Below are 25620 nucleotides of genomic sequence, written 5' to 3' on the forward strand. Positions count from 1 at the left end.
GATCTGAGCTTCAGTGCGCCGGCAGCTTCTCGAACGTCGCCATGCCCGCAGGGATGGCGTGAAACTCCTGCTTGTCGCAGGTGTAGATCGCCATCTGCGGATGGAACTGTTCCGGCTCGTCCAATGTGCCGACCTTCAGGATCGCGGCCGGCAAGCCCGGAACCTTGGTCACCAGATGCGTACCGCATTCGGGGCAGAACTCGCGTGTCACGGCGCGCGCGAGGTCCTTGCGCGTGAACTGCTTGGGTTGTCCGATGATGTAGCTGAAGCCCGCCGCCGGCATCGCGATGAAGGTATTGGGCGCGCCGCCCGAGATGTACTGGCACTCGCGGCAATGACACTGGGCCTGCATCATCGGATCGCCCTCGGCCACGTAGCGCACTTCGCCGCAATAGCATCCGCCTTCCAAACGCATGACGACCTCCCGGTTTGTTTTCGTTGTGGTCGATATTTCTGCGCCGGCCATCTGGAATGGCAATCTTTTTCTGCGGCGCACGGCTCAAAAAGAAAGGGGCTCCAACTTGCGCTGGAGCCCCTCAACGGTCAGGGCATTGCCGGGTATGTGCCCGAACCGTAGTTGTGGGTGCGGTCCTGGAGGGGACCGCGCCCGGGAGGAGAGTTACATGTTGTAGGCGCGCTCGGTGTGCTCGGTGATGTCGAGGCCTTCACGCTCGGTCTCGACATTGGCGCGGAGGCCAACGATCACGTCGACGACCTTGTAGAGGATCGCCGAACCGACGCCCGACCACACCAGCGTGGTGCAGACGCCCCAGAGCTGGGAGATCATCTGCGCCGCGAAGTCGTAATCGGCAACCTTCGGCGGGATCGCGGTGTAGTCGATGATGCCTGCACCACCGAGCGCCGGGTTGACGAGGATGCCGGTGCCGAGGGCGCCGACGATGCCGCCGATGCAGTGCACGCCGAACACGTCGAGGCTGTCATCGTAGCCGAGCGCGTTCTTCACGACGGTGCAGAAGAACAGGCAGACCACGCCGACCACGAGGCCGAGGACGATCGCACCCATCACGCCGGCGAAGCCGGCCGCGGGGGTCACCGCCACGAGGCCTGCGACAGCGCCGGAGATGACGCCGAGCACCGACGGGTGACCCTTCACGATCCACTCCGCGAACATCCACGACAGCGCGGCGGCTGCGGTGGCGACGAAGGAGTTGGTCATGGCGAGGGCTGCGCCGCCGTTGGCTTCGAGGTTGGAGCCGGCGTTGAAGCCGAACCAGCCGACCCAGAGCAGCGAGGCGCCGATCATCGACATGGTCAGCGAGTGCGGAGCCATCAGCTCCTTGCCGTAGCCGACGCGCTTGCCGATCAGCAGAGCGCCGACGAGACCTGCGATGCCGGCGTTGATGTGCACCACGGTGCCGCCTGCAAAGTCGATCGCGCCCTTCTTGAAGATCCAGCCGGCGTCGGCGTTGATCTCGTCGAGCTTGGCCTGCGCCGCGGTCTTCGCCGCTGCGTCAGTGGCAGCAGCCAGGGCCTTGGCTGCGTCCTGGATCATGTCCGGGCCAGGCCAGTACCAGACCATGTGCGCGATCGGGAAGTAGATCAGCGTGACCCAGAGCGGAACGAACAGAGCGAGCGCCGCGAACTTCATACGTTCGGCGAAGGCGCCGACGATGAGGGCGGGCGTGATCGCCGCGAAGGTCATCTGGAAGCACATGTAGATGAGCTCCGAGATGTTGGCGTCGACCGAGAAGGTCGCGGCCTTCGAGTCGGTGGTGACGCCCATCATGAAGGCCTTGGAGAAGCCGCCGATGAAGTCGGAACCGCCGGTGAAGGCCAGGCTGTAGCCGTACACGGCCCAGATCACGGTGACGACGCAGACGGTGTAGAACACCTGCATCAGGACCGAGAGCATGTTCTTGGAGCGGACGAGGCCGCCGTAGAACAGCGCGAGACCCGGGATCGTCATCAACAGCACGAGCACTGTCGATGTCAGCATCCAGGCGTTGTCTCCCTTGTTGACCGTTGGCTCGGCGTAGGCTGCGGTCGCAGCGAACAGGCCGACTGCGAGAGCCGCCAATCCCGCGCCATAGGGACGCTTAAACGTCATTTCACTTACTCCTGATTGAATTTTTGATTGGGCGAGAAATCAAAGTGCCGCGGCATCGGCCTCGCCGGTGCGGATGCGAACCGCATGGTCGAGATTGATGACGAAGATCTTGCCGTCGCCGATCTGACCGGTTTTCGCGGCGGACGTGATGGCGTCGATGGTCTTGTCGACCTGGTCGGAGGCGACCGCGACTTCGATCTTGATCTTGGGCAGGAAGCTCACGGCGTATTCAGCACCGCGATAGATTTCCGTATGGCCTTTCTGGCGGCCATATCCCTTGACTTCCGTCACCGTGAGACCGTGAACGCCGATGGCAGTCAGGGCGTCCCGGACTTCTTCCAGCTTGAATGGCTTGATAATCGCCATAACAATTTTCATGGGTCCTATCCCCGCTTGGGCCCGGTCCGGACGTGGCCGGGCGTTTCTCGACTGGTTCGCCACGAGGGAGAAGTTCACTACGCGGGCACAGCCAGGATCCTTAGAATCAAATGCCGTGCCAGATCGGGCGTGTTGCCTACCGGACTATGAAAACGGGTGTTTTCGCGTTTGACGGGTATTGCGGTGCAGTGCGCTATTACGTCGCGCTCATTGCGTGACCATGACTGCTTAAAAAACATGCAGGACAGGCTACCGACACAATGCTGCTCACGCGTCGGGCAACCGAAAGGTATCACCTTACGGACAAGGCTTAATGGAGGGCCTTGCCGCGCGGCGAAATATTGAGCCCCGCCGGTTCCTGCTCACGGGTTACGCGCGACTGGCCTGCCCGCTTGAGCAGGACAAAGGCTGCCGGGCGGTATCCGGCTGAGGCCGCCCTGGACGTTCAGGCGGCGTCGCGCTCCGCAAAGACCCGGTCGATCAGTCCCCATTCGACCCCCTGCTGGGCGGTCATGAAGTGGTCGCGGTCCAGGGTCCGTTCGACCTCGTCCTCGCGGCGTCCGCAGTGTCGCGCATACAGCCGGATGATGCGCCGTTTGGTTTCCTGCATTTCGTTGGCATGGATCAGGATGTCGGACGCCTGCCCTTGAAAGCCGCCAAGGGGCTGATGCACGTGGAGGCTGGCATTGGGCAGCGCGGCGCGGTGCCCGGGCTCGCCGGCCATCAGCAGGAACGAGCCCATGGAGCGCGCCGTGCCCATGCACAGCGTGTGGACCGGCGCCTTGATGAACTGCATGGTGTCGTACATCGCGAGGCCAGAGGTGACCACGCCGCCATAGGAATTGATGTAGAGGTTGATCGGCCTGTTCGGATTCTCCGCCTCCAGGAACAGCAGCTGCGCGCAGACGAGGCCCGACATCGCGTCGTTGACCTCGCCATTGAGGAAGATGATGCGTTCGCGCAAGAGCCGCGAGTAGATGTCGAAGGATCGTTCGCCGCGGGCGGATTGCTCGACGACCATAGGGACGAGCTGAAGCATGTCGCGCATCGGCGACCTCCATGTCTGCAGGTGATGAAGGCTGTTGGTGTTAGGCGGCTGCGCGCATCAGGCAGCAATTGCTGTTGGCTGGTTTCGGTAGCGCTTCGTCGCAGGCTTGCTGGATGATGCGAAAGCGGGTGCCGCCGGCTTCGTTCGGTTCGATCCGGAAGATGACGTGGCTCTCGCGAAACGGCGGTTCGGACTCGCGAAGCCGGTATCGCACCTCCTCGCCCGCGATCGATGATTCCGGCTCGGCGCCCGCAAGATCGCGATCCGGCAGCCAGCGTTCGCGCAGGGCTGGAATGGTCACGGCGCGCCAGACCTTTGCCGGCGGCGCGTCAAAATCATATTCGAGCACCAGAGCCGCGTCGGGGTGATCAGGCTTCAATTCGTCGCTCATTGATCCATATCCTTCAAGAGATCGGCGAGCGCTTCCATGCGCTTCGGCCAGTAGGCGCGGTAGCGCGCAAGCCATGCCCCGATCGCGACGATTCCGTCCGGGTCGACTTCGTAATTCACAAAACGGCCCTGCCGCTGCTCGCGCACCAGGCCTGCCGCGCGCAGCACGGCCAGATGCTGCGACATCGCCGGTTGGCTGATCTCCAGGCCGTCGCGCAAGGCGCTGGCATTCTGGCTTCCGCCAGCAAGCCTCTCAAAGACCTTTCGGCGCGTCGGGTCGGCAAGCGCCTTGAAGATGTCGGCTTCGATCATGGCAACACATAAGCACACGCTTATGTGTCGTGCAAGCCCCAGCTACTGAAGGGCTTCCCCGTGCTGCGAAATATCCAGCCCCTCGAGCTCATGTTCGCGCGAGACGCGCAACGGCACGAACAACGCGACCAGCCTGAGCAGGACGAAGCTCACGCCCGCCGACCAGACGAAGGCGACAGCAACGCCGTAGAGCTGGATCAGGAGTTGCTGCGGATGGCCCTCGAGCAGGCCGGCGGTGCCGCCGATCGCGGAGGTCGCGAACACGCCGGCCAGCAGCGTGCCGGTCAGGCCGCCGATGCCGTGAACGCCGAACACGTCGAGTGAATCGTCATAGTCGAAGCGGTGCTTCAGCCAGGTGCAGGCCCAATAGCAAACCGCCCCGGCGATGATGCCGATGACGATGCCATGCCACGGCGCGACGAAGCCCGAGGCCGGCGTGATGGTGCCGAGGCCGGCCACCGCGCCGGAGATCATGCCGAGCACCGACGGCTTGCGCCGGGTCGACCATTCGATCGCGCCCCAGGTCAGCGCGCCGGAGCAGGCCGCAAGATGCGTCGCGATGATCGCGAGCACCGCGCGCGAATTGGCCGCGCCGGCCGCGCCGCCGTTGAAGCCGAACCAGCCGACCCACAACAGGCCGGTGCCCATCACCGCGAGCGACAGATCGAACGGCGAGAGATTTTCGGTGCCGTAGCCGTGGCGGCGCCCCATCACCTTGGCGGCGACGAGGCCGCCGGTGCCGGCCGACAGATGCACGACGAGGCCGCCGGCGAAATCCAGCACGCCCATGCTGGCCAGGAAGCCGCCGCCCCACACCCAGTGCGCCAGCGGAATGTAGACGAAGATGAACCAGGCGACCGAGAACACGAGATAGGCGGAGAACCGCATCCGGTCGGCGACCGAGCCTGCGACCAGCGCCACCGTGATGATGGCGAACGTCATCTGGTACAGCATGAACAGCGCTTCCGGGATGGTCTTCGCCGCCGGGTTGACGCTGTCCATCGTCATGCCCGCGAGAAACCAGCGGTCGAGCGTGCCGATCCACGGGCCGTCGCCGACGAAGCACAGCGAATAGCCGAACGCGACCCAGAGAATGGAGATCATCGTCACCGCGGCAAGGCTCTGCGCCATGGTCGCAAGCACGTTCTTCTTGCGCACCATGCCGGAATAGAACAGCGCGAGCCCGGGGATCGTCATCATCAGCACCAGCGCGGTGGCGACGATCATCCAGGCGGTGTCGGCGGTGCTGATCTCGGAGCTTGCGGCCTGTGCGGGCGCGGCGACGATCGACATCAATCCGGCCGGCGCAGCCATAAAGGCTGCGCGGCGCAACAATCCCGCCATGTCGTTTCCCCCAGCATCGTGATTGCGTCGCACGCTGTGGCGTCGTTGCCCGGTGCGATCGACGAAAAACTTTCTAAAGCGCGTCGCTGTCGGTCTCGCCGGTGCGGATGCGCAGCGCGTGGTCGATCGGCGTGACGAAGATCTTGCCGTCACCGATCTGTCCGGTGCGGGCGGAAGCGGTGATTACGCCGACGGCCTTGTCGGCGATGTCGGAGGCGACCGCGATCTCGATCCGCAGCTTCGGCAGGAAGTTCACGACATATTCGGCGCCGCGATAAATCTCGGTGTGACCCTTCTGGCGGCCATAGCCCTTCACCTCGGTCACGGTCATGCCGTGGACGCCGATCGCTGTCAGGGCCTGGCGGACTTCATCCAGCTTGAAGGGTTTGATGATCGCGACGACGAGTTTCATGGTCAGGCCTGTTCCCCGGGATGCGCGGCGCCGTATGTCCCCGGCGCAGCGTCAATCTGGCATCTTTCCGGGCACATGGCATAAAAAACTTGCAGTTTGAAGCGGAAAAACGTTTGAGCGTGTGAACGGCCGCCTCTGTACAGGGCATCCGTTCATCCTCCACAATGCATTTTTGGCATGGATGCGGTGAACCCAAGCGTCCCGGCTGGTACAAAAGTATGTTCGAGGGGGACGCTTCATGGCGAGTTGGTTCTACGCATCCGAGGGCAAGCAGCAGGGGCCCTATCCGGAAGGGCAATTCCGCGACCTGGTCGCGCAAGGGATCGTGCGCCCGGATACGCTGGTGTGGTCCGAGGGCATGGCCGGCTGGCAGAAGGCGGCCGAAATCCCCGGCCTGATCGGCGGCGGCGGTGCGCCCCCGATGGTCCCGGCTGGCGGTCCGCCGATGATGGGTGGCGGTGGCTACGCGGGCGGCGGCAGCGCAGGATCGCTGTCGGTCGATTTCGGCATTCTCGATTTCACCTGGCGAACGCTCGTGTTCGTCATCGGCTCGTGCTTCATCATCCCGGTGCCTTGGCTGTTCGTCTGGTACACGAAATGGATCGTGGCCTGCGTGAAGGTCCCCGGACGGCCGAACCTCTCCTTCACCGGCAATGCCATGGCGATCGTGCCCTGGTTCTTCGGCTTCATCGTTCTGGCGATTGTCGTCGGCTATACCGGCATCCAGATACTGAGCACGGCGCTCTACATCGTCCAGATCGTTCTCTACTGGATGCTGCTCAAATGGATGGTCGCGAATATCGCCTCCAACGGGCAGCCGCTCGGCCTCAGCTTTACCGGCTCGATCTTGGGCTACATCGGCTGGAACCTGCTGCTCGCGATCTCCTTCATCACCATCATCGGCTGGGCCTGGGTTGCCGCAGCCCAGCTCCGCTGGATGTATCGCAACATCCAGGGCACGCGTCGGGAGATCATTTTCAGGGGCAGCGGGCTCGGAATTCTCTGGCGCGGAATCGTGGCCGCGATCCTGTGCAGCCTCATCATCCCGATCCCGTGGGTCTATCGCTGGATCATGAACTGGTTCGCGTCGCAGACCGAGCTCACACCGCGCGGATTGCTCTGACGATCAGCTCCTCCGCTCGCGCACGGACCCTTCCTGCGCGACGGAGGCGACCAGCGTGCCGTCGGGCTTGAAGATCGAGCCGCGGGTCAGGCCGCGGCCGCTTTGCGCACTCGGCGAATCCTGCGCGTAGAGCAGCCATTCGTCGGCGCGGAACGGGCGGTGAAACCACATCGCGTGGTCGAGGCTCGCCGGCATCATGCGCTTGTCGAACAGGGTGCGGCCGTAGCGCGCCATGATCGCGTCCAGCAGCGAAAAGTCCGAGGCATAGGCCAGCGCGCACATGTGCAGCGCCGGATCGTCCGGCAACTTCGCCGCGGTCCTGATCCAGACGTGAATGCGACCATCCTCGATCTTCTCGCCGAAATAGCGGCTGAGCTCGACCGGGCGCAACTCGATCGGACGATCCGACTCGTAGTAGCGGCGGATGAACTCCGGCATCTCCTTGAACATCGGCTGCTTCGCCACCTCCTCCGCCGTGAGCTTCTCCGGCGGCGGCACCTCGGGCATCTTGTCCTGATGGTCGAACGCGCTCTCCTCATCGGTGTGGAACGACACCATGATCGAGAAGATCGCGTTGCCATGCTGGATCGCGGTGACGCGGCGGGTCGAATAGCTCTTGCCGTCGCGCAGGCGCTCGACCTGGTAGATGATCGGGATCTGCGGATCGCCCGGCAGGATGAAATAGCAATGCAGCGAATGCGGCAGCCGGCCCTCGACGGTGCGGCAGGCCGCCACCATCGCCTGCCCGATCACCTGGCCGCCGAACACCCGCTGCCAGCTCGTCTTCGGGCTGTTGCCGCGGAACAGATTCACCTCGAGCTGTTCGAGGTCGAGGATCGAGATCAGGTCGATCAGGCTCTTGGACATGACACAGCTCCGGAATGTCTCTGGTCGTCATTCCGGGATGCGCCGGAACGGCGCAGGCCCGGAATCCATAACCCCGGCCTGTGGTTATGGATTCCGGGCTCGCGACCTGGTCGCGCCCCGGAATGACATGGTGGGCGAGTTCCGCCCTTGTTTCACCGCACTGTTTCGCCCACCTCAAGTCTGCTAGCAAGACCAAGAGTGAGCCAGGGATTGGGTATGTCGGTACAGGGTAGCATTGTCATTGGCGGCGGCGCGTTCGCGGGCCTGGCGCTGGCGCTCGCGTTGCGTCAGGGGCTCGGCCCCGAGATTCCCGTCATCGTCGCAGATCCGGCGCTCGGCACACGGCCGAGCCGCGACCAGCGCGCCACCGCGATCGTGGCCGCCTGCCGCCGCCTGTTCGAGGCGATCGGCGTCTGGGACGATGTCAGGGGCGAGGCGCAGCCGATCCTCGACATGGTCGTCACCGATTCCAAGCTGGAAGACGCCACCCGTCCGGTGTTCCTGAACTTCGCCGGCGACGTCGCGCCGGGCGAGTCCTTTGCGCATATGGTCGAGAATCGCCGCCTGATCGATGCGCTGGTGGCGCGCGCCGAGGCGGAAGGTATCGATCTCCGCGCCACCATTGTGTCGTCCTACGACGCGCGGAGCGACGGCATCGACGTGACGCTCGGCGACGGCAGCGTCATCGCGGCGAGCCTGCTGGTCGCCGCCGACGGCGCGCGGTCGAAGCTGCGCGAGCGCGCCGGCATCGCCACCCATGGCTGGGAATACGATCAGTCCGGCATCGTCGTCACCGTCGGCCACGAGCGCGACCATGAGGGCCGCGCCGAGGAGCACTTCCTGCCCGCGGGGCCCTTCGCGATCCTGCCGCTCGCGGGAAAACGCTCCTCGCTGGTATGGACCGAGCGCAGAGCTGAGGCCGCGCGCATCATTGCGTTGAGCGACGAGGAATTTCACGGCGAGCTGGAGCGGCGCTTCGGTCTGCATCTCGGCGAAGTGAAGGCGCTCGACAAGCCGCGCGCGTTTCCGCTGTCCTATTTCGTGGCGCGCTCCTTCATCGCCGAGCGCCTCGCCCTGGTCGGGGATGCCGCGCATGTCATCCACCCGATCGCGGGCCAGGGTCTCAACATGGGGCTGAAGGATGTCGCCGCGCTGGCTGAAGTCGTCGTCGATGCCGCGCGGCTCGGCATGGATCTTGGCGCAGCTGATGTGCTCGAGCGCTACCAGCGCTGGCGCCGCTTCGACACGATGGCAATGGGCGTCGCCACCAACTCGCTGAACTTCCTGTTCTCCAACCAGTCGACGCTGCTGCGCACCGTCCGCGACATCGGCCTCGGTCTCGTCGACCGCGCCCCGCCGCTGAAGAATCTCTTCATCCGCCAGGCCGCCGGACTGACCGGCGAGGTGCCGCGGTTGTTGAAGGGCGAGGCGTTGTAGCTACAAATTCCGCCGTCGTCCCGGACAAGCGAAGCGCAGATCCGGGACCCATACGCCGCAGCAAGAGTTTGGCGAAGACTCGGGGTGACCGGCTCGCGCCACAAGTCTCCCTGTGGTTATGGGTCCCCGCATTCGCGAGGACGACAGTGAGTGTGAGGCGCGGTCATCGCGCGCCACCCAATCCTCAATCGATCTTGCGCGCCTCTTCCGGCAGCATGATCGGGATGCCGTCGCGGATCGGATAGGCGAGCTTGGCGCTGCGCGAGATCAGCTCCTGCCGCGCGGAATCGAATTCCAGCGGACCCTTGGTCAGCGGGCAGACCAAAATCTCCAGCAATTTGGGATCGACGCTGTTTTCGGGACGTTCGGTGGGCGCGTTCATCTTCATCTCCGGCAATCGCCTGCCTCTAGCATAGAAAATCGCGTCAAAATAGGAACCTCAGACGGACACCATCCGCAGGATCTCGTCGAGCAGGCGCTGCAGCCGTGCGGCCGTCACCGGCGTGCCCGACAGGGCAAAGCCGAGGAAAGTCCAGTACAGGATCTGCGCCCGCGCCTGCGCCATCGCCGGCGCGAGTCCCCGCATCGCGAGCAGCGTCTCGATATAGTCGATCCTGCGGCGGTCGATCGCGCGGACCGCGGCCTGCGCGGCCGTATCGAACGCCGCCCAGTTGCGGACCGCGCGCTCGAGATCGAGCCGCGCGCCAAAGCTTCGCCGCAGCAGCGCCGTCAGCGGCTCGCCGCCCCCGGCCTCCACATCGGCGATGATCTGCTCGGCCGCGATCTCGCGCCAGCGCTTCAGGATGGCGGCGTGGAACGCGCCGAGATCGGCGAAATGCCAATAGAAGCTGCCGCGTGAAACCCCCATGGCCTTTGCGAGCGGATCGGCCTTCAGCGCCGTGAAGCCGCTTCCGGCGAGCGTCTTCAGGCCTTGCTTGATCCAGTCGTCGGCGGAGAGTTGCTCGGTCATGGCGGGTTCCGGAAATCCAGCCATACACTAGTGTATTGACAGGCGTCGGGCCAGCGCCTAATCGTCCATACATGATTGTATGGAGGCGTCGATGCGCGATCTCTTGCTCCAATGTGCCGGCGTTGCGGCCATTGCCGTGGCCCTGATCCACGGCGTCCTCGGCGAGACCAAGGTCTTCCCCCGGGCCCGCATCGAGCCGGAGCGGCTTCGCATCCTGATCCGCCTGGTCTGGCAGGTCTCGACCGTCGCCTGGATCGGCGGCGGCGTGCTCCTGATCGCGGCGCCCTGGATGGACTCGGCACCGGCGCGCCACTGGATCGTCCTCACCATGGCCAGTGTGTTCGGCTTGTCCGCTTGCGCCAACGCGTGGGCGACACGCGGCCGGCACTTCGGCTGGATGGCGCTCAGTGCCGTCGTCGCGATGGCTGTTGCCGGCTACTAGCGCTCCGTCGCAAACCGTGAGGCGTAAGGCCGCAGTCGGCCTTCAAATGCGCGCTGCATTCGGACAGCGCTGATCTTTTTCGGATCGTTAGAATAACTCTAAAGCCTCGCACGCGCGTAGCGGATTGACTTCACTCTCTCCATCCCATCCTTCACTCTCCGTCGCGCAAGATGTCGCGCCAAGGACAGAAGAGGAGATGCTCGTGAAGGTGATGCGTGTTGTTGCCATTGCACTGACGATCGGAATGGGCACGGGATCTGCGGCGATGGCCGACGGTTTCAAGGACTGCACCAAGCTCGACAAGGCGTCGTGGAAGCCGGCCAGCGAAGCCGAAGCCAAGGCCAAGGCACTCGGCTACGAGGTGCGGCGCTCCAAGATCGAAGGCTCGTGCTACGAGGTCTACGGCGTCAAGGAAGGCAAGCTCTACGAGCTGTTCTACAGCCCCGAAGATCTCAGCCTGAAGCACACGATCGCCAAGTAACCATCGCCACGTAACGACTGCCAGGCAGGCAGGAATTGAGGGTGGTCCTCGCTTGATCGACGAAGCGGCGCCAGGAACATGCGGGGTGTCCGACGGGACCCCCGCGGATCGAACCGCTTCGCGGACGGTCACGGTCTGGGACCTCCCTCTGCGCCTCTGGCACTGGGCTCTCGCTGCCAGCGTTCTGGCGGCGTGGTTCACGCCGACGGTCCATGACAGCGTTCATCGCATCGTCGGCTACACCGTGCTCGCTCTTCTGGCCTTCCGTCTGGTCTGGGGCGTCTGGGGAAGCCGCTATTCGCGCTTCCGTATGGTCGGCGTCAGGCTTCGTGCCGCGCCGCGTTATCTCTGGAATCTGCGCCGCGGCATGACCGGCCGCTATATCGGGCTCAATCCCGCCGGCACCTTGATGCTGGTGGCACTGCTGCTATCTCTCGCCGTCTCGGCGATATCGGGCGCATTGTCGGTGACCGTTACCTTCTTCGGCGTGTGGTGGATCGAGGACACCCACGCCTATGCGTCCGATGCGGTCATGGTGCTGGTCGTGCTGCACGTCGTTGGCGTCGTGCTGATGGGGTTGCTCCAGCGCGAGAACCTGATCCGCGCGATGTTCACCGGCCGCAAGCGCATCCGCGGTCATTCTCAGGGCGCTTAAGGCGACACGCTCTCCTCGTCATGCCCGGGACAAGCCCGGCCATGACGACGTTCGTGACGTGACGACCGTCGCCCCTCACTGCAACGGCGGATCGCCGCTGGTGCGCTTCTTGGCGAGGTCCATCTCGGTCACAGCGATCAGGATCTCGGCGCGGGTCTTCAGATCCATCGCCTCCAGCATGGCCTGCTTTTCCGCGGGACCATAGGGCGACATCATCGCCAGCGCGTTGACGAGCGCCTCGTTGGGCGCGCTCTCGACGCCCTCCCAGTCGACCTTGAGATTGTTGGCTTTCAGGAAGTCCGCCAGTACCGTCAGCAACGCCTCGCGATCAACCTCGTCCTCGCCCTTGCGCGCGGTGAAGTCGTCGATGAAGGTGAAGAAATCCACCTTGCACTGCCGGTAGGCGGTCAGCACCTCGAGCTCCTCGACCACCCTGAAGCGCGAGACGCCGGTCAGCTCGAGGATGTAGCGGCCATCGCCGGATTCGGCGAGCTGGGTGATGCGACCGACGCAGCCGACGCGGAACAGTGCCGGCTTGTCGGAGTTCTTCGGCGAATGCGCTGCGTCGGGCTGGATCATGCCGATCAGCCGATGGCCGTCGCGGAAGCAATCGTCGACCATTGAAAGGTAGCGCGGTTCGAAGATATTGAGCGGCATCTGGCCGCGCGGCAGCAGCAGCGCACCGGGCAGCGGAAATACCGGGATGATCTCCGGAAGGTCGGCGGGCCCGCGATATTCGATGTTGATCGGCATCTGGTGCGCGGTCCCCGGTTGACGTGATCAGCCCCTGCTATAGCGAGATACGGAAAACTCCGCAGCGGTTTCCCGAAAAGATCGTGCTCGAGCCGACGCGTTATGAAAACAGGATAATCGACAAGCGCTTGCGTCCCTCGACGGTTGCATCATCCGTGCCGCCCCAGGCCTCGAAGAACTGCACGAGCTGCTTGCGGGCGCCGTCGTCGTTCCATTTGCGGTCGCGCTTGATGATCGCGAGCAGCTGCTCGGTGGCCGCCGCCCGGTTACCTTGTGCGTTCAGCGCGGTCGCAAGGTCGAATCGTGCCTGATGATCGAGCGGGTCTGCGGCGACTTTCTGTTCCAGCTCGGCCACGGGTCCCAGCTGCTCCGCCTGCTCGGCAAGATCGATCGCGGTCTGCACGGCTTTCACGGCGGGATCGTTGCGCTTGGATTCCGGCACCATCGCCAGCGTCTGCTTGGCCTGCTCCATCGCGCCGGAGATGGCGTAGCATTTCGCAAGGCCCGCCAGCGCCGCGATGTTGGTCGAATCGTGCTGCAGCGCTTCGGCGTAGATCTGCGCGGCCGCCGCGGCATCGCCCTCGGCGAGCACGGCGTCGGCCTCCTGCACGATCTCGGCGACATTGACCTCGCCCGGTGCGGTGACGCCCTTGGTCAGTTTCTCGATGAAGGCATTGAGCTGGCTCTCGGGCACCGCGCCCATGAAGCCGTCGGCCGGCTGGCCGTTGACGAAGGCGATCACGGCGGGGATCGACTGGATGCCCATCTGGCCCGGGATCGCCGGGTGCTGGTCGATGTTCATCTTGACCAGCTTGACCTTGCCCTTGGCCGCCTTGACGACCTTTTCGAGAATGGGGGTGAGCTGCTTGCAGGGGCCGCACCACTCCGCCCAGAAGTCGATCAGCACCGGCTGGCGCTTCGATTCCTCGATGACGTCCTTCACGAAGGTCTGGGTGGTGGTGTCCTTGATCAGATCGGCCGCAGCCGGGCCCGGCGCTCCGTTACCCTGGTCGATGATCGTCACGGGATCCCCTCGTCTCATGTCTGGAATGGCGGCTCTTTAGCACGTCGCTCATTCATATGCTTTGCTGTCAGCCTAAAATTGGGCCGGGCCGGCCGAATTTCAATCCATCGCCGCCGATTCGGCAGTTCCGGGTCGTTTCCGGGCGATTCGACCCGAATCGGGGTCCATATGGGGCCTCGAAACCGAATCTATGCCGCCGGTAGCTGTTGCATTCGGCCTCCGCTTTTGGCATACGACAGCCGTTGCCGGCGCAGTCATGCGACCGACACAGGATGCGGGTGTAGCTCAGTGGTAGAGCACGACCTTGCCAAGGTCGGGGTCGAGGGTTCGAGCCCCTTCGCCCGCTCCAATTTTTCCCAGAGCATCCAGCCAAACCGGGTCAGGCCGTGGTCATCCACGCCGCTGGCGGCTGGTTCGGGTTCGACATGACAATCCTGGTCACCGGCAGCGCGGGTCATCTCGGCGAGGCAATTGTCCGGACGCTTCGCGGGGGCGGATCACCTGCTCGCGGGATTGACCTGAAGCCATCGTCCTTTGCCGACGCCGTCGGCTCGATCATCGACCCCGATTTCGTGCGGCGGCAGATGACGGGCGTCACCGCCGTGATCCACACCGCGACGCTGCACAAGCCGCATGTGGCGACCCACAGCAAGCAGGATTTCATCGATACCAACGTCACCGGCACGCTCAATCTGCTCGAGGCGGCCGTCGACGCCGGCGTGCGCAGCTTCGTCTTCACCAGCACCACCAGCGCGTTCGGCTCGCAGCTCAGGCCGGAGGCTGGACAGGCGGCGGTGTGGGTCACCGAGGACCTGCCGCCGGTGCCGAAGAACATCTACGGCACGACCAAGCTGATGGCCGAAAATCTCTGCGAGCTGTTCTTGCGCGAGCGTGGGCTGCCGGTCGTGATCTTGCGGACCTCGCGTTTCTTTCCGGAGGACGATGACGATCCCGCGATGCGATCGACTTATCCGCTGGAGAACGCGCAGGCCAACGAGCTGCTCTATCGCTGGCTGGATATAGCCGATGCTGTGAACGCCCATCTGCTCGCCGTCGAGCGCGCGCCGAAGATCGGTTTCGGCCGCTACGTCGTCTCGGCGACGAGCCCGTTCGAGCAGCGCCATCTCGCGGCGCTCGCGCGGGATGCGGCCGGCGTCGTGCGCGAGCTTTATCCGGATTGCGCGCAGCTCTTCGCCGCGCGTGGCTGGCGGCTCTTTCCCGAGATCGACCGCGTCTATGTCAATGCGTGCGCGCGGCGCGAGCTCGGCTGGCGGCCCGAATTCGACTTCGCGCATGTGCTGAACTGCCTTCGCGAGAGCCGCGATTTTCGCAGCGCGCTGGCGCGCGAGGTCGGATCGAAAGGCTATCATGACGCCGTGTTTGACGACGGGCCCTATCCCATCATCTCGTAAGCGCCGCAATCGCGGTTTTGCTCGACACGTCAGATGGCTAGCCGGGTTCACCGGGCGCGACGTCGTCCGACCCGTTCTACTGTGCATGGGGTTGTTTTCGCGTTTTTACGCGACGCCTCGCTCTGCTGCCTGCAAATCAGCCGCGTGCGGTCTTGATTCCGCGTTGCAGCGAGATCGTTGCCGCTGCCTGTCTCGCGTCGAGAGAAAATCCGTCTCAACTTTTACCGAGTGCAACCGCAGCGAACGCGACGCGCTTCTCACCGCCCGCAGATGTGCTAACCTTTTTGCGTCTGCCTCGCTGGCAGACCCCAGACTTCGCCTCTCGACGAACCATAACAAAATAATTTGCAGCCTTGACGGCTGCCTTAGGGGAGTGACGCGATGACATCGATGTTCCATCGATCCGTGTTGGCGCTTGCGGCGGTTGCCCTTCTTGCGGGAACCAGCGTCGGCAATGCGCAGGACAAAAGCAAACCGCTGAAGAAATACGAATCCGGCACCAAGGAGTTCTGGACCCATCCGCCGGATGACTGGTTCCTCGGCGACGAGACCGAGGCGCAGAAGGGCCTCGCGCCGCCGTCGGGTCCGCCGACGGGTGCGTCCGAGGCCGAGCTCGCGGCGATGATGAAGAAGATCAAGCTGCCGGCCGGCTTCAAGATCGAAGTCTATGCGCCCGGCGTTCTCGCGGCGCGGCAGATGGCTTGGGGTGACAAGGGCACGCTGTTCGTCGGCTCGTTCGGTCTCGGCAACGTCTATGCCATCAAGGACAACAACGGCAAGAAGGAGGTCAAGACCATCCTCAAGGGGCTGAACATGCCCACCGGTCTCGCCTTCCGGGATGGCGCGCTCTACGTCATCGCGGTCGACAAGCTGATCCGCTACGACAACGCCGAAGCCAATCTGGACAAGCTCGGCGAGGGCAAGGTCGTCTATGACGACATGCCGTCCTATGCCGCGCATGGCTGGAAGTACATCGCGGTCGACAAGGAAGGCTGGTTCTACATTCCGTTCGGACCGCCCTTCAACATCGGCATCCCGCCGACCAGCGTCTCGCAGATTCGCCGCGTCGATCCCAAGACCGGCAACGCGGAAATCTATGCGCTCGGCGTTCGCAACTCGGTCGGCGGCGACGTCGATCCGCGCACCGGCAAGTACTGGTTCACCGAGAATGCGCGCGACTGGGTCAGCGACGATCTGCCCAGCGACAAGCTGAACATGATCTCGAAAATCGGCGAGCATTTCGGCTATCCCTATTGCCACCAGGGCGATCTTCCCGATCCGAAGTTCGCCATGGGCCACAAGTGCTCCGAGTTCACGCCGCCCGTGCTGAACCTCGGCGCGCACGTCGCTCCGCTCGGCATGAAGTTCTATACCGGCGACCAGTTTCCGCCTGAGTACAAGAACAACATTCTGATCGCCGAGCACGGCTCCTGGAATCGTCACAAATACCAGGGCGCGCGCATCATGCGGGTGATCGTCGGGCCCGACGGCAAGAACGCCAAGCAGGAGGTGTTCGCCTCCGGCTGGCTCGAGGGCGACCAGGGCTATCTCGGCCGTCCCAACGACATCATCCTCGCCAAGGATGGTTCGATCCTCGTCGCCGACGACTGGGCCGGCGCGATCTATCGCATCAGCTACAGCAAGAAGTAGCGCGACGTGACATGGAGGCTGCGACCGGTGACGGCCGCAGCCTCTTTCATTTCAAAGTCCCAAGCTGTCGTTCCGGATCGCGCGCCAGCGCGAGTCCGGAACCCATAGCCCCGGCTCGTGGTTATGGATTCCGGGTTCGCGCCAATGCGCGCCCCGGAATGACGAGTTCGACAGATCGGAATCTCCATCATGCGTTGGCAGTTCATCTCGCACGCAACGGTCGCGGTTGCGCTCCTCGCGCTCGGCTTCCTCCCCGCCAGCGCCGCCGACGTCGCCGCCGGCAAGGCCAAGGCGGAAGTCTGCGCCGGCTGCCACGGCGAGAACGGCGTCTCGCAGACCGAGAACATCCCCTCGCTCGCCGGTCAGCCCGATCAATTCCTGCAATGGCAGCTCGTGTTCTTCCGCGCCGGCTCGCGCAAGAACGAGCAGATGCAGCCGATCGCCGAAGAGATCAGCAACGAGGACATCCGCAATCTCGGTGCCTATTTTTCGTCGCTGACGCCGCCGAAAGGTCCGGAGGACAAGGACTCCGATCTGTCGAAGAAGGGCGCGCAGGTTGCGGTCGGCCGCCGCTGTGCCTCATGCCACACCGATAGTTTCGCCGGCACCAAGGCGGTGGCGCGCATCGCCGGCCAGCGCGAGGAATATCTCGTGAAGGCGCTGCACGACTACAAGGCCGGCCAGCGCATCGGCGGCGGCGTCGCAGCGATGGCGGACGTTGCCTACGCGATGAGTGACGAAGAGATCACCGCGGTCGCGCATTATCTCGCGTATTACAAATAGCGCGAAGCTGTTGCGGCAAACGCAGCTCGTCGTCCCGGGGCGCGCGCAGCGCGAACCCGGGACCCATAACCACAGGATCAAGTTTGGCGAAGATTTGGAGTGACCACTTCGCCCCATGACCACTCCCTGTGGTTATGGGTCCCGGATCTGCGCTGCGCTTGTCCGGGACGACAGCGGAGTTCGAGGCTGCTACCTACCCCGCCCGCTGCTTCTCATACGCCTTCAGATGCGTGTACGCGATGCGTAGCTTCGGCACCGGCACCTTGGCGGCATCGGCGCGCGCGATGAGGTCGCCGATGACGTGGTCGGCCTCGACCGGAAGTCCCGCTTGGATGTCGCGGAACATCGAGGCCGTCATTGGCGAGCCCTCGGTGGTGAGGTTGCCCTTCACGCGCTCGAAGAACGGCCCGCCCGGCGTATAGCCTGATGCTGTGGCAATCGCGCTGGTCTCGTCCAACATGCCGAGCAGGAAATCCCTGCCGCCGGGAGCGGCGAGGATGTTGCCGACCGAAGTACGCATCAGACAGGTGCTCGCGGCGAGCGAGGAGAGGAACACCCACTTCTCCCACATGTCCTGCATGATGTTCTCGCTGGCGGCGGCACCCTTGATGGCGCTCTTGAAGGCCTCGTCGATCGCCTTGACCCGGTCCGACAATTGTCCGTCGCGCTCGCCGAAATTGAGCGACTGCATCGGCTGGAGCTGCACCACCTCGCGCTGCTCGTTCAGCGTCGCGGCGATGGCGCAGAGGCCGCCGAGCACGCGCTCCTTGCCGAACCTGGCATCCAGCGTGTCGAGATGCTTCATGCCGTTGAGCATGGGGATGATGGCCGTGTTCGGCCCGACCGCCGGCGCAAACGATTTGATGGCGTCGTCGAGGTCGAACGCCTTGCAGCTCAGCAGCACGACGTCGAATTTGTCCTTGAGCGCGTCGGCCTGCACCGTCGGAGGATTCTTCAGCGTCACATCGCCATTCGGGCTCTTGATGACGAGGCCGGCGCTCGCGAGCTCGCTGGCGCGCTTGGGGCGGACCAGGAAGGTGACGTCGCGGCCGGCCTGTAAAAGCCTGCCACCAAAATAGCCGCCGATGGCGCCTGCGCCGACCACGAGGATACGCATGGGAAAGTCCTTATTGTTATTTCTTCCGTCGTCCTGGAGCATGCCAGAACGACCTCAAGGAGACCACCCGCTTTCCGGAGAGTGCTGGATCACTTCTCCAGCACCATCTCCTCGACCTCGCGCAGCTGCTCCTTGCCGAAGAACATCTCGTTGCCGACGAAGAAGGTCGGCGAGCCGAACGTGCCGCGGGCAACGGCCTCCTCGGTGTTCTTGATCAGCTTGCCCTTGATCTCGGGCTCCTGGGCGCGGGTGAACAGTTTTTGGGCATCGAGCCCGGAGGAGGCCAGTGCTTTCGCGGCGACTTCAGGGTCGTCCATCTTCTTTGGCTCGCGCCACATGTGGTGGAAGGCGGCCTCGACATATTTCTCGAACACGCCCTCGGCCTGCGCCGCGATCGCCATGCGCATCAGGTTCAGCGTGTTGACGGGGAAGTTGGGATTGAAGACGTAAGGCTGGACCTTGAAACGCTTGACGAAGCGCTCGGTCTCGATCGCCTGGAATTCGCGCTTGTTCTTGACGCCGGCCAGCGTCTCGGCCGGCGACTTGTTGTTGGTCGACTTGAAGATGCCGCCGAGCAGGATCGGCACGTATTCGAATTTGACGCCGATGCGCTGCTCGATCGCCGGAATCGCGAGATGGCTGAGATAGGCGTTCGGGCTGCCGAAATCGAACAGGAATTGCGGGGCTGTGCGGGTCAAATTCGTTCTCCCTGACCTGGCTTTTTGAGCTGGCTTTGCACGCATTGTGGCGCAGGGTACGCCACAGGTCCACCGTTTAATGACGGTCATAATATCTTGATGATCAGATCAGTCGCCGGATCGCCCGCTTGCGCCACACCAGGAGGTAATAGCCCATCTGCAAAACGAACATGGCGCAGAATACGATGGGATAGGCGGCCCATACACCTTCAAGGCCGATGGCGCGGCTCAGGACCACCGCGGATGGCAGCTCGATCGCGACAATCGCGAAGATCGCCAGCAGCATCGGCGTCAGCGCCACGCCAGCGGCCCGCATGGCGCCGGAAAACACCGTCGCCATGCCGAACGGCACCGAGCTCCACAGGGCGATGAAGAGCAACTCCTTCGCCAGATCGAGCACGGCGCCGTCGGTGATGAAGAGGCCGAGGACCGCGCGCGGTGCGAGGTAAATCAGCGCGACCAGCCCGCCGGTTAACAGGAGGCTGAACGCGAGCCCGGTGCGGACGATGCCGTCGAGCCGTGTCCTGTCACCGCCGCCGACCGCCTGCGCACCGAGGATCGAGACCGTGATCGAAATCGACATCGCGGTGAACTGCGTATAGCCCATCACCTGGTTGATGGCGCCATAAGCGGCGGTGGCCTTGGAGCCAAAGCCGTTGACGAGACCGAGCAGAACCAGCTCGGCGATCGCCATCGCCACCATGCCGATCGCGCTCGGCAGGCCGATGCCGAGGATTTTTCCGAGCACGGCGCGATCGAGCCGCAGATGTCGCAGCAATGCAGCATCAGGTGCGAGCGCATGTTTCGTCCGCCGCAGATAGACGGCCAGCACGATCAGCGTCAGCGAATTGGAGATCGCAGCCGCCCAGGTCGGGCTGGTGATGCCAAGAGCCGGCAAGCCGAACGAGCCGCTGATCAGCATCGGCGTCAGGATCAGGCCGATCGCGATCGACAACGCCAGCGCCAGCAGCGGCGTAAGCGAATCGCCGACACCGCGGATCATCGCCGTCATCAGCAGGAAGACGAAGCCGAGTGGCACCGTCAGCATCATGATGCGCGCATAGGCGCTGGCCTGATCGAGAATGTCCGTGGGCGTCGCGAGCGCGATCATCAATTGCCGGCTGAAGACCCCGCCGACCAGTGCGATCGAGATCGACAGCAGCATGCCGACTGCGAGCGTCGTACCGACGACGCTTCTGATCGTGCCGTGCTCGCCCGCGCCGAAGGCCTGACCGATCAGCACGGTGGCGCCGGTGCTCAGGCCCATGACGAACGCGAACAGGAAGAACATCACCGGGAAGAAGGCCGACACGGCTGCGAGTGCATCGATGCCGATCATCTGGCCGAGATAGACGTTGCTGACGGTGCCGAACAGCGATTGCAGCGCGTTGCTCAGCATGAGCGGTACGAGGAAGCGGAGGAACGTTTTCCAGAGCGGCTTTGCTGCGGACATGGATTGGCCTTTCATCGGGGCATGCAAAGGCGTTGCCGCGCAATGCGCGGCCTGGCCGTCGATGGGGTTGTGAGAGATCGCGCCTAGGCGCGGTCGCTAGTGGCGAGCTTGACGATGTGGTCGCGGATGTCGGCGGGCCAGTCGGCGATCAGGGCGGTGAAGCGGCGCCGGTCATCGGCGAACAGTGCGCGCGAGGCTTCCTCGAACTGCGGCAAATTGCCGGCCATGGTCGACATGAAGTGATAGGCCGCATCGCGCGCCTGCCGCTCGCGATCCTTGTCGCCGCTGGCGCGCCTGGCCTCCTCGACGAGCTTTCGCAGCGCGACCGAGGCGCCGCCCGGTTGCGCATTGAGCCACTCCCAGTGCCGCGGCAAAAGTGTCACCTCGCGCGCGACCACGCCGAGCTTCGGTCGCCCCCGTCCGCGCGGCTCGCTCGGTGGCGCGGTCTCCTCAACCGGAGGCGGGACAAGCTTCGCCAACCGCGCCAGCACCTCGCGGTCCCCGCCGCGCAGATCGAAGTCGATCGATCGGCCCGTGGCGTCCTCGAAGATGATGATGGGCTCGTCCGGCCGCGGCGCCATCCGCTTGACGACCAGCGCGACCTCGCCGGCCGGCCCGGACGCGAGGCGGCGGTAGCCCTGGAAGGCGGTGAAAGTCCGTTGCATTGGAATCATTGCCATATTGACCACGTTGGGCGGTTTAATATCCGGGTAAATAGCTGGCGTCAATATACCCGGGCGAAATTATCCGGGCGGATGGCTCGACATTGCGGTCCCGGGCTGGCACGAACGCGCGGCTGATCGACCACGCCTAGCCTGGGGACCCCACCGATGCTGACCGTCCACCATCTCAACAATTCCCGCTCGCAGCGGGTGCTGTGGCTGCTCGAAGAGTTGGGCGTGCCCTACGAGATCGTGCGTTATCAGCGCCAGCCGGACATGCGCGCGCCGAAGGAGCTGCGCGCGATTCATCCGCTCGGCAAGTCGCCTGTGATCACCGACAACGGCAACACCATCGCCGAATCAGGTGCCATCATCGATTATCTCATCGCCACCTACGGCAACGGCCGGCTGATCCCGCCGCCGAACACGCCGGAGCGGCTGCGCTTCACCTACTGGCTGCATTATGCGGAAGGCTCCGCGATGCAGCCGCTGCTGTTGAAGCTGCTGTTCACGCTGATGCCGAAGCGTGCGCCGGCGCTGCTGCGCCCGCTGGTGCGCAAGGTCTCGAACCAGGCACTCACCGCACTGGTCAATCCGCAGCTCAAGCAGCACATGGATTATTGGGAAGGCGAGCTTGCAAAGAGCGAGTGGTTCGCCGGCAACGAGTTCACCGCCGCCGATATCCAGATGAGCTTTCCGCTCGAGGCCGCGCAAGCGCGCGGCGGGCTCGAGCTCGGTCATCCCAAGGCGATGGCGTTCCTGGAGCGCATCCACGCGCGGCCGGCGTATGCGCGAGCGTTGGAAAAGGGCGGGCCGTATCAGGTGGGGCGGTAGTTATTTGTACCGTCATTCCGGGGTGGTCCGAAGGACCAGACCCGGAATCTCGAGATCCCAGATTCACGCTGCGCGTGCCCCGGGATGACGGAGCCTCATCAATCCGCGTGCAATACGCGCCCGCGCGTCTCCGGCAGCGCGAAGGCTGCGATGAAGAACAGCGCGTAAGCCGCCACCGCGAAAATGGCGATTGCATTCGCAAGCGAGGTCGACGCCGACAGCGCGCCGACGAGGAACGGAAACAGTGCGCCGATGCCGCGACCGAAATTGTAGCAAAAGCCCTGGCCGGAGCCGCGCAGCCGCGTCGGATAGAGCTCGGTCAGGAACGCGCCGATCCCCGAGAAATAGCCCGAGGCGAAGAAGCCGAGCGGGAAGCCGAGCACCCACAGGATCTCGTTGGTGAGCGGCAGCTGCGTGTAGAGCAGCACCACGGCCATGGCGCCGACCGAGAAGATCAGGAACAAATTGCGCCGTCCGATCCGGTCGGCGAGCCAGGCGCCGACGAGATAGCCGATGAAGGAGCCGATGATCAGCGTCGAGAGATAGCCGGTCGAGCCGACGATCGACAGGTGACGCTCCTTGGTCAGGAATTGCGGTACCCAGAACGTGATGGCGTAGTAGCCACCCTGGCAACCCGTCGCGGCGAGTGAGGCCAGGATCGTGGTCTTCAGGATCGGGCCCGAAAAAATCTCCCAGAGCGCCGGTCGATCGCCGCTCGCGGCCTGCTTGGCGCGCGCCTCGGCCGCGACTTCGGGTTCGGTGACGGAGCGGCGGATGTAGAACACCAGCAGCGCCGGCAGCGCGCCGATCACGAACATCCAGCGCCACGCCGTCTCGGGCGGCAAGGCCGAGAACAGGATCGCCTGCGACAGCACGGCAAGGCCCCAGCCGACGGCCCAGCCCGACTGCACCGAGCCGACGGCGCGTCCACGATATTGCGGCCGGATCGCCTCGCCCATCAGCACCGCGCCCGCAGCCCATTCGCCGCCGAAGCCGAGGCCGAGCACGGCGCGTGCGATCAGAAGCTGGTCGAAATTCTGCACGACGGCGCAGACCAGCGAGAAGAACGAGAACCAGATGATGGTGATCTGGAGCGTCCTGACGCGGCCAATATGATCGGAGAGATAGCCGCCGAGCCAGCCCCCAATCGCGGAGGCCAGCAGCGTCACCGTGCCGGCGAGACCGGCCGAGGCCGCATCGACCTTCCAAAGCGCGATGATGGTGCCGATCACCAGCGGATAGATCATGAAGTCCATGCCATCGAGCGCCCAGCCGGCCGCGCAGGCCCAGAACGTCCGGCGCTCCGGCGGGTTCATGTCGCGATAGAAGGCGAGAAGGCTGGTGTCTTCGATCTCGGCGCGCTCGATGCGCCCGGTCGGATCGGTCGTGGTCATGTGCGTTTCCCCGGCAGTGTTTTAAGCCCGCGCGGTCGTAGCACGCGCGACAGCCGGAGCAAGGCGGCGCGCGCGCTCTAGCTATGCAACATCCGGGTTACTGTCCCGCGGCTTCCGCACCGCGCGTGCGCGGATCGGGCGCGCCGAGCGGTCCGTTCGGCGTCACGAGAATCGAATTGGCGGACGTCTGTCCCATCGGCTCGACGATGATATGGTCCATCGCCTTCAGCTTCAACAGAACGTCCTCGGGAAAACCGCGCTCGACGCGCACCTCGTCCGGCAGCCATTGGTGATGCAGCCGTGGGGCGACAACGGCCGCAGCCACATCCATTTTGTAGTCGAGCACATTCACGATCACCTGAAGCACGCTTGAGATGATGCGGCTACCGCCGGGCGATCCCGTCACCAGCACCGGCTTGCCGTCCTTCAGCACGATGGTCGGCGACATCGAGGACAGTGGCCGTTTGCCGGGCCCCGGCAGATTAGGCTCGAAGCCGACGAGGCCGTAGGCGTTGGAGGCGCCGACCGCGGCCGTGAAATCGTCGAGCTCATTGTTGAGCAAGACGCCGGTACCCTCCGCGACGAGGCCGACGCCGTAGCTGAAGTTCAGCGTGTAGGTATTGCTGACGGCGTTGCCGCGACTGTCGACGACGGAAAAATGCGTGGTGTTGGTACCCTCGCGCGGCGCAGCCGGAGCGGAAACCAGATCCTTCGACGGCGTGGCATGAGCGGTGGAGATGCCGGCGCGCAGCCCGGCGGCGTAGTCCTTCGCGGTGAGTGTCTCGATCGGCGCATTGACGAAAGCGGGGTCGCCGAGATAGCGCGCGCGGTCCGCATACGCGCGCTTCATGGCTTCGATCAGCAGATGCAGCGATGCCGGCGAACCCTGCTTCAGGTCCGTGAGCTGAAAGCCTTCTAGAATGTTGAGCGTCTCCACCAGCACCACGCCGCCGGAGGACGGCAGCGGCATCGAGATGATGTCGTAGCCGCGATAGCTGCCGCGCACCGGCGCGCGGATCACCGCCTGATACGCCTTCAAGTCGGCCGGCGTCATGATCCCGCCGGCATCCGAGACGGCCTTGGCGAGCTTGTCCGCGACCGCGCCCTCGTAGAAGCCGCGCGCGCCCTGCGCCGCGACGGCCGAGAGCGTCTCGGCGAGATCGCTCTGGATCAGCCTGTCGCCTTCGCCGAGCGGCGTGCCATCGGGACGCGAGAAGATCTTTGCGGAGGCTGGCCAGCGCGCGAGGCGGCGGTGCCAGCCCGGCAAGGTATCGGCAATGTCGTCGCTGACGATGAAACCATCGCGGGCAAGCGAGATCACAGGTTCGAGCAATTGCGCCAGCGTGAACTGGCCCGAACCGTATTTGTCCAGCGCCAGAACAAGACCCGCCACCGTGCCGGGCACGCCGATGCCGAGCGCGGAATCGCGCGACTTCGCGGAGTCGGGCTTGCCGTCGGACCCAAGGAAGATCTGCGGTGTGGTCGCCGCCGGCGCGGTCTCGCGATAGTCGATCGTGACGTCTTCGTTGCGCTCGGTCGAGTGGATCACCATGAAGCCGCCGCCGCCGATATTGCCGGCGCGCGGATAGGTCACCGCCATGGCAAAGCCGGTGGCGACCGCGGCGTCGACCGCATTGCCGCCGCGTCTGAGGATATCGGCACCGACTTGCGCAGAGATTCTCTCCTGCGCCACCACCATGCCGTGCTCTGCGGCGACGGCACGCACGGTGTCGAGCGCAGGTGGAACATAGGCCCGCCGCGCATCCTGTGCGGTGGCAGATGCAAGACCAAACGCCAGAGTGGCAATGAAGGCGAAAAATGTCCGCCGTGTCGGGTATGACGACATCATCAAGCTTCCGCCGTGGCCTTGGGCCAGTTCACACGTGCTGCTGCAATGCTATACGGTTTGCCCC

Annotated in this window: 28 protein-coding genes and 1 tRNA gene; 10 read left to right on the forward strand and 19 right to left on the reverse strand. The window is 64.3% G+C overall.

Annotation, left to right across the window (positions count from 1 at the left end):
* Positions 1 to 10: 10 nt before the first annotated feature.
* From F8237_RS15545 to F8237_RS15580, 8 genes are all read right to left on the reverse strand, one after another.
* Positions 11 to 415: a GFA family protein gene (locus F8237_RS15545; RefSeq protein WP_151645920.1), complete on the reverse strand. Its 405-nt coding sequence runs from the start codon at positions 413 to 415 to the stop codon at positions 11 to 13.
* Between the two features lie 204 nt (positions 416 to 619).
* A complete protein-coding gene (locus F8237_RS15550) occupies positions 620 to 2068 on the reverse strand; it encodes an ammonium transporter (RefSeq protein ID WP_151645922.1) in 1449 nt (482 codons plus the stop codon).
* A gap of 39 nt (positions 2069 to 2107) precedes the next feature.
* Positions 2108 to 2446 (reverse strand): P-II family nitrogen regulator, encoded by a 339-nt coding sequence (locus F8237_RS15555; RefSeq protein WP_008142813.1) that lies wholly within the window; start codon positions 2444 to 2446, stop codon positions 2108 to 2110.
* Positions 2447 to 2891: 445 nt separating this feature from the next.
* Positions 2892 to 3494: an ATP-dependent Clp protease proteolytic subunit gene (locus tag F8237_RS15560; RefSeq protein WP_151645924.1), complete on the reverse strand. Its 603-nt coding sequence runs from the start codon at positions 3492 to 3494 to the stop codon at positions 2892 to 2894.
* A gap of 40 nt (positions 3495 to 3534) precedes the next feature.
* On the reverse strand, positions 3535 to 3885 hold the full coding sequence (locus F8237_RS15565; RefSeq protein ID WP_151645927.1) for an SRPBCC family protein: 351 nt from the start codon (positions 3883 to 3885) through the stop codon (positions 3535 to 3537).
* Complete coding sequence (locus tag F8237_RS15570) at positions 3882 to 4196, reverse strand: ArsR/SmtB family transcription factor (protein ID WP_014438866.1); 315 nt, start codon at positions 4194 to 4196, stop codon at positions 3882 to 3884. The genes F8237_RS15565 and F8237_RS15570 overlap by 4 nt, the downstream gene beginning before the upstream one ends.
* 42 nt (positions 4197 to 4238) lie before the next feature.
* A complete protein-coding gene (locus tag F8237_RS15575; RefSeq protein WP_151645929.1) occupies positions 4239 to 5540 on the reverse strand; it encodes an ammonium transporter in 1302 nt (433 codons plus the stop codon).
* A gap of 73 nt (positions 5541 to 5613) precedes the next feature.
* The gene (locus tag F8237_RS15580; RefSeq protein ID WP_027535359.1) at positions 5614 to 5952 is read right to left on the reverse strand and encodes a P-II family nitrogen regulator; all 339 of its coding nucleotides are present in this window, start codon (positions 5950 to 5952) and stop codon (positions 5614 to 5616) included.
* 238 nt (positions 5953 to 6190) lie between these two features.
* Between F8237_RS15580 and F8237_RS15585 the strand changes: the two genes are divergently transcribed.
* Positions 6191 to 7075, forward strand: a complete 885-nt coding sequence (locus tag F8237_RS15585) for a DUF4339 domain-containing protein (RefSeq protein WP_151645931.1) — start codon at positions 6191 to 6193, stop codon at positions 7073 to 7075.
* A 3-nt stretch (positions 7076 to 7078) separates the two neighbouring features.
* On the opposite strand, the gene tesB is transcribed toward F8237_RS15585, so the two are convergent.
* A complete protein-coding gene (gene tesB / locus F8237_RS15590; RefSeq protein ID WP_143842567.1) occupies positions 7079 to 7942 on the reverse strand; it encodes an acyl-CoA thioesterase II in 864 nt (287 codons plus the stop codon).
* A 216-nt stretch (positions 7943 to 8158) separates the two neighbouring features.
* Between tesB and F8237_RS15595 the strand changes: the two genes are divergently transcribed.
* Positions 8159 to 9379 carry a ubiquinone biosynthesis hydroxylase gene (locus F8237_RS15595; RefSeq protein ID WP_151645933.1) on the forward strand — a complete coding sequence of 407 codons (1221 nt, stop codon included), beginning with the start codon at positions 8159 to 8161 and terminating at the stop codon, positions 9377 to 9379.
* A gap of 184 nt (positions 9380 to 9563) precedes the next feature.
* On the opposite strand, the gene F8237_RS15600 is transcribed toward F8237_RS15595, so the two are convergent.
* Together F8237_RS15600 and F8237_RS15605 are read right to left on the reverse strand one after the other, a co-directional pair.
* Positions 9564 to 9761 (reverse strand): Trm112 family protein, encoded by a 198-nt coding sequence (locus F8237_RS15600; protein ID WP_074117933.1) that lies wholly within the window; start codon positions 9759 to 9761, stop codon positions 9564 to 9566.
* Between the two features lie 57 nt (positions 9762 to 9818).
* The gene (locus F8237_RS15605; protein ID WP_162006065.1) at positions 9819 to 10349 is read right to left on the reverse strand and encodes a TetR/AcrR family transcriptional regulator; all 531 of its coding nucleotides are present in this window, start codon (positions 10347 to 10349) and stop codon (positions 9819 to 9821) included.
* Positions 10350 to 10440: 91 nt separating this feature from the next.
* Here F8237_RS15605 and F8237_RS15610 point away from each other — a divergent pair, with 91 nt between their 5' ends.
* From F8237_RS15610 to F8237_RS15620, 3 genes are all read left to right on the forward strand, one after another.
* Positions 10441 to 10791 (forward strand): hypothetical protein, encoded by a 351-nt coding sequence (locus F8237_RS15610; protein WP_151645937.1) that lies wholly within the window; start codon positions 10441 to 10443, stop codon positions 10789 to 10791.
* 202 nt (positions 10792 to 10993) lie between these two features.
* The gene (locus tag F8237_RS15615; protein ID WP_162006066.1) at positions 10994 to 11272 is read left to right on the forward strand and encodes a PepSY domain-containing protein; all 279 of its coding nucleotides are present in this window, start codon (positions 10994 to 10996) and stop codon (positions 11270 to 11272) included.
* A gap of 52 nt (positions 11273 to 11324) precedes the next feature.
* The gene (locus tag F8237_RS15620; protein WP_151645941.1) at positions 11325 to 11927 is read left to right on the forward strand and encodes a cytochrome b/b6 domain-containing protein; all 603 of its coding nucleotides are present in this window, start codon (positions 11325 to 11327) and stop codon (positions 11925 to 11927) included.
* A 75-nt stretch (positions 11928 to 12002) separates the two neighbouring features.
* Here F8237_RS15620 and F8237_RS15625 read toward each other — a convergent pair whose 3' ends face one another.
* Both F8237_RS15625 and trxA read right to left on the reverse strand, forming a co-directional pair.
* Positions 12003 to 12680, reverse strand: a complete 678-nt coding sequence (locus F8237_RS15625; RefSeq protein WP_151645943.1) for an LON peptidase substrate-binding domain-containing protein — start codon at positions 12678 to 12680, stop codon at positions 12003 to 12005.
* Between the two features lie 100 nt (positions 12681 to 12780).
* The gene (gene trxA, locus F8237_RS15630) at positions 12781 to 13704 is read right to left on the reverse strand and encodes a thioredoxin (RefSeq protein WP_162006067.1); all 924 of its coding nucleotides are present in this window, start codon (positions 13702 to 13704) and stop codon (positions 12781 to 12783) included.
* 274 nt (positions 13705 to 13978) lie between these two features.
* On the opposite strand from trxA, the gene F8237_RS15635 reads away from it, so the two are divergent.
* The 4 genes from F8237_RS15635 to F8237_RS15655 all read left to right on the forward strand — a co-directional run bounded on the left by F8237_RS15635 (position 13979) and on the right by F8237_RS15655 (position 17549).
* A tRNA-Gly gene (locus tag F8237_RS15635) sits at positions 13979 to 14053 on the forward strand.
* A 76-nt stretch (positions 14054 to 14129) separates the two neighbouring features.
* A complete protein-coding gene (locus F8237_RS15640) occupies positions 14130 to 15116 on the forward strand; it encodes an NAD-dependent epimerase/dehydratase family protein (RefSeq protein ID WP_162006378.1) in 987 nt (328 codons plus the stop codon).
* 381 nt (positions 15117 to 15497) lie between these two features.
* Positions 15498 to 16766 (forward strand): PQQ-dependent sugar dehydrogenase, encoded by a 1269-nt coding sequence (locus tag F8237_RS15650; protein WP_151645949.1) that lies wholly within the window; start codon positions 15498 to 15500, stop codon positions 16764 to 16766.
* Between the two features lie 189 nt (positions 16767 to 16955).
* Positions 16956 to 17549 carry a c-type cytochrome gene (locus F8237_RS15655; RefSeq protein ID WP_151645951.1) on the forward strand — a complete coding sequence of 198 codons (594 nt, stop codon included), beginning with the start codon at positions 16956 to 16958 and terminating at the stop codon, positions 17547 to 17549.
* A gap of 193 nt (positions 17550 to 17742) precedes the next feature.
* On the opposite strand, the gene panE is transcribed toward F8237_RS15655, so the two are convergent.
* The 4 genes from panE to F8237_RS15675 form a co-directional block, all read right to left on the reverse strand.
* Positions 17743 to 18666 carry a 2-dehydropantoate 2-reductase gene (gene panE / locus F8237_RS15660; protein WP_151645953.1) on the reverse strand — a complete coding sequence of 308 codons (924 nt, stop codon included), beginning with the start codon at positions 18664 to 18666 and terminating at the stop codon, positions 17743 to 17745.
* Positions 18667 to 18755: 89 nt separating this feature from the next.
* Positions 18756 to 19364 carry a 2-hydroxychromene-2-carboxylate isomerase gene (locus tag F8237_RS15665; protein WP_201280199.1) on the reverse strand — a complete coding sequence of 203 codons (609 nt, stop codon included), beginning with the start codon at positions 19362 to 19364 and terminating at the stop codon, positions 18756 to 18758.
* Between the two features lie 103 nt (positions 19365 to 19467).
* Entirely contained in the window at positions 19468 to 20817 is a 1350-nt protein-coding gene (locus F8237_RS15670) for an MATE family efflux transporter (protein ID WP_201280200.1), read from the reverse strand.
* A gap of 83 nt (positions 20818 to 20900) precedes the next feature.
* A complete protein-coding gene (locus F8237_RS15675; RefSeq protein WP_151645959.1) occupies positions 20901 to 21497 on the reverse strand; it encodes a DUF2239 family protein in 597 nt (198 codons plus the stop codon).
* 150 nt (positions 21498 to 21647) lie between these two features.
* Between F8237_RS15675 and F8237_RS15680 the strand changes: the two genes are divergently transcribed.
* Positions 21648 to 22313, forward strand: coding sequence for a glutathione S-transferase family protein (locus F8237_RS15680; protein ID WP_151645961.1), 666 nt, complete (start codon positions 21648 to 21650; stop codon positions 22311 to 22313).
* Between the two features lie 98 nt (positions 22314 to 22411).
* Here F8237_RS15680 and F8237_RS15685 read toward each other — a convergent pair whose 3' ends face one another.
* The gene (locus F8237_RS15685; RefSeq protein WP_151645963.1) at positions 22412 to 23707 is read right to left on the reverse strand and encodes an MFS transporter; all 1296 of its coding nucleotides are present in this window, start codon (positions 23705 to 23707) and stop codon (positions 22412 to 22414) included.
* A 97-nt stretch (positions 23708 to 23804) separates the two neighbouring features.
* Complete coding sequence (ggt, locus tag F8237_RS15690) at positions 23805 to 25556, reverse strand: gamma-glutamyltransferase (protein WP_151645965.1); 1752 nt, start codon at positions 25554 to 25556, stop codon at positions 23805 to 23807.
* Positions 25557 to 25620: the final 64 nt, after the last annotated feature.

Source organism: Bradyrhizobium betae, assembly GCF_008932115.1.
Classification (GTDB): Bacteria; Pseudomonadota; Alphaproteobacteria; order Rhizobiales; family Xanthobacteraceae; genus Bradyrhizobium; species Bradyrhizobium betae.